Origin of the sequence: Granulicella sp. dw_53, from assembly GCF_018449545.1 — a bacterium.
Taxonomy (GTDB): domain Bacteria; phylum Acidobacteriota; class Terriglobia; order Terriglobales; family Acidobacteriaceae; genus Edaphobacter.
Map to the genome: position 1 here is coordinate 1 of NZ_JAAVUR010000041.1, position 1,963 is coordinate 1,963.

Annotated in this window: 3 protein-coding genes; all 3 read left to right on the plus strand. The window is 56.2% G+C overall.

All coding sequences use genetic code 11. The features are described 5' to 3' along the window. The first annotated feature begins 75 nt into the window (after positions 1 to 75). The 3 genes from HB393_RS24860 (at position 76) to HB393_RS24870 (ending at position 1,729) form a co-directional block, all read left to right on the plus strand. Entirely contained in the window at positions 76 to 630 is a 555-nt protein-coding gene (locus HB393_RS24860) for a recombinase family protein (RefSeq protein WP_213807920.1), read from the plus strand. Between the two features lie 314 nt (positions 631 to 944). Then, positions 945 to 1,370 carry a hypothetical protein gene (locus HB393_RS24865; RefSeq protein ID WP_213807921.1) on the plus strand — a complete coding sequence of 142 codons (426 nt, stop codon included), beginning with the start codon at positions 945 to 947 and terminating at the stop codon, positions 1,368 to 1,370. 23 nt (positions 1,371 to 1,393) lie between these two features. Continuing rightward, on the plus strand, positions 1,394 to 1,729 hold the full coding sequence (locus HB393_RS24870; RefSeq protein WP_213807922.1) for a hypothetical protein: 336 nt from the start codon (positions 1,394 to 1,396) through the stop codon (positions 1,727 to 1,729). Positions 1,730 to 1,963: the final 234 nt, after the last annotated feature.

Here is a 1,963-nt window from a genome sequence, read left to right on the forward strand (position 1 = left end):
CGCTTCCCGAAAGTGTCTCACAACTCATCCTGAAATCTATGTCCTAAATACCCGGGCCTTGATAGGATTCGATACATGCGCATCGGCTACGCCCGTGTCTCCACCGACGACCAAACGCTCGACCTGCAGAAGGACGCCCTTAAACACGCCAAATGCCGACAGATGTACGAAGAACAGGCAAGCGGCAAGAACATCGGCAGGCCGCAACTGGAAGGATGCCTCAGAAGCCTCCGCGAGGGAGATACCCTCGTCGTCTGGAGGCTCGACCGGCTTGGGCGCAATCTGGCCGACCTCGTTGGCCTCATCGCAGAACTCGAACAACGTAAGATCAACTTCGAATCCCTGACCGAGAAGATTGAAACCAGGTCTCCTGCCGGGCGGCTCGTTTTCCATGTCTTCGCCGCGCTCGCCGAGTTCGAGCGCAACCTGATCCGCGAAAGAACCGTCGCGGGTCTCAAAGCAGCTCGCGCCCGCGGTCGAACCGGGGGGCGTCCGTCGAAGCTCTCCGCCAAAGAGATCAAAACCATCCGCGCTCTGCTCGAATCGGCCGACATTCCGGTGTCGGAGATTGCAGCACGTTTCCACATCGCACGATCGACCCTCTACCGGGTTCTCAAGCCTGCTGCTTGACTGATACATGCTGGCTGCACGTTTATGCCGCCACCGCTGCAACGTTATGCCGCCAATGGCGACCACATGCTGCAAAGTTATCCCGCACCCGTTTCGCACGAATCCGCCAAGGCAGCGAAAGGCGGAAATCGAAGTTGCTCAAAACCCGACTTTCGAGGCGCTTCAATGGCTTCGATGAACTTTTACCGTTTGGCTGGTGTCTAAATGTACTAGCGTCCAAGACAATGCTAGGTTCACGACTCACTGCGCTAATCCTTTTTATTTTCATGCCAAGTCGCGTCCCTGCTCAGCAGCCACAACCTGTCGGAGGAACTATGCGGGGCTTTGTGATTGACCATCCGGAGAGGCTGTCAGGATCTTGGGAGGTGAAAGGCGATCACGCTATCTATGGCCTGCATATTCAATTAACCACCAAAGTTAACGGAGCGCCAACGACGCTTATCGGGGCTCAGCAGATTTTTCATAGTGCTTTGATTGAGGTATATGAACGCACAGGTCCCACGCGGAAGGTTGGAGACGGGAGCTGGTTTTCAGATGAGTTGCCCCAGCTACTGTGGACCGACCGTCATCTTGTAATCAAAGAGTCGGCGGCCAAAACTGGTCCGAAAGTACAACTTGATCTCATCTTTGATCCCGTTTCTACCAGTTGGTCCGGGCGTTTCCGCCGTGGCACCGTTGATCGCCCGGTCACCTCATTCGCCCTCATCCGGAAACTGGAGCTGCCAGAAGCCCATTTGTAGGAACCTGGAGTCGTCCTGATCCGGTGAATAACTGTATCCACATCGTGCAGACTGGGAGCGAGTCACTTGCTGCCTGGTCCGACGACCTTGCAACGCCGGGAGCATCTCGGTATGCGAACGGAATCCGGCCGCCCGTCGAAACCTTCGAGCAGTATGGGTCGATTGCTCTTGTCGAGGCAGTATCTCCGAGGGCCGTGTTGATCGAATTGAAAGCACTAACCGCAGCGTGTTGCTCGATTACCTATGCAGGCAAGCTCACACCGGACGGGAAGGAGATTCAATCGGGAGAGAGCGGAAGTGCGATTCGGAACAACTGGACGCGGATGAGAGGAGACTCCTGCGTCTCCGCTCCTCGCTGAGGTTCCCTGCAAACGGGGTTATGAGAAACTTCGAATCCCCGAAGCACGCCTTCGGCGCGGGCGATGTGTTTGAGACCGCCACCCCGCTCTAATTCAGTGGCGGAATGGTGTTGTAGCGGTGGCGGCACATCTGTGGAACGGTTGGCGGAGTTGACTATATCCGACAGACAAACCCTTCCTGGCGGCTCCCGGCATCCTTAGCGTACGTAAATTTCCCTTTCTTGAGCTGCCCCC

Excerpts from the sequence above, each read along its gene's own strand:
- HB393_RS24865 (WP_213807921.1), top strand. The coding sequence starts at position 945 with ATGCGGGGCTTTGTGATTGACCATCCGGAGAGGCTGTCAGGATCTTGG.
- HB393_RS24860 (WP_213807920.1), top strand. The coding sequence starts at position 76 with ATGCGCATCGGCTACGCCCGTGTCTCCACCGACGACCAAACGCTCGAC.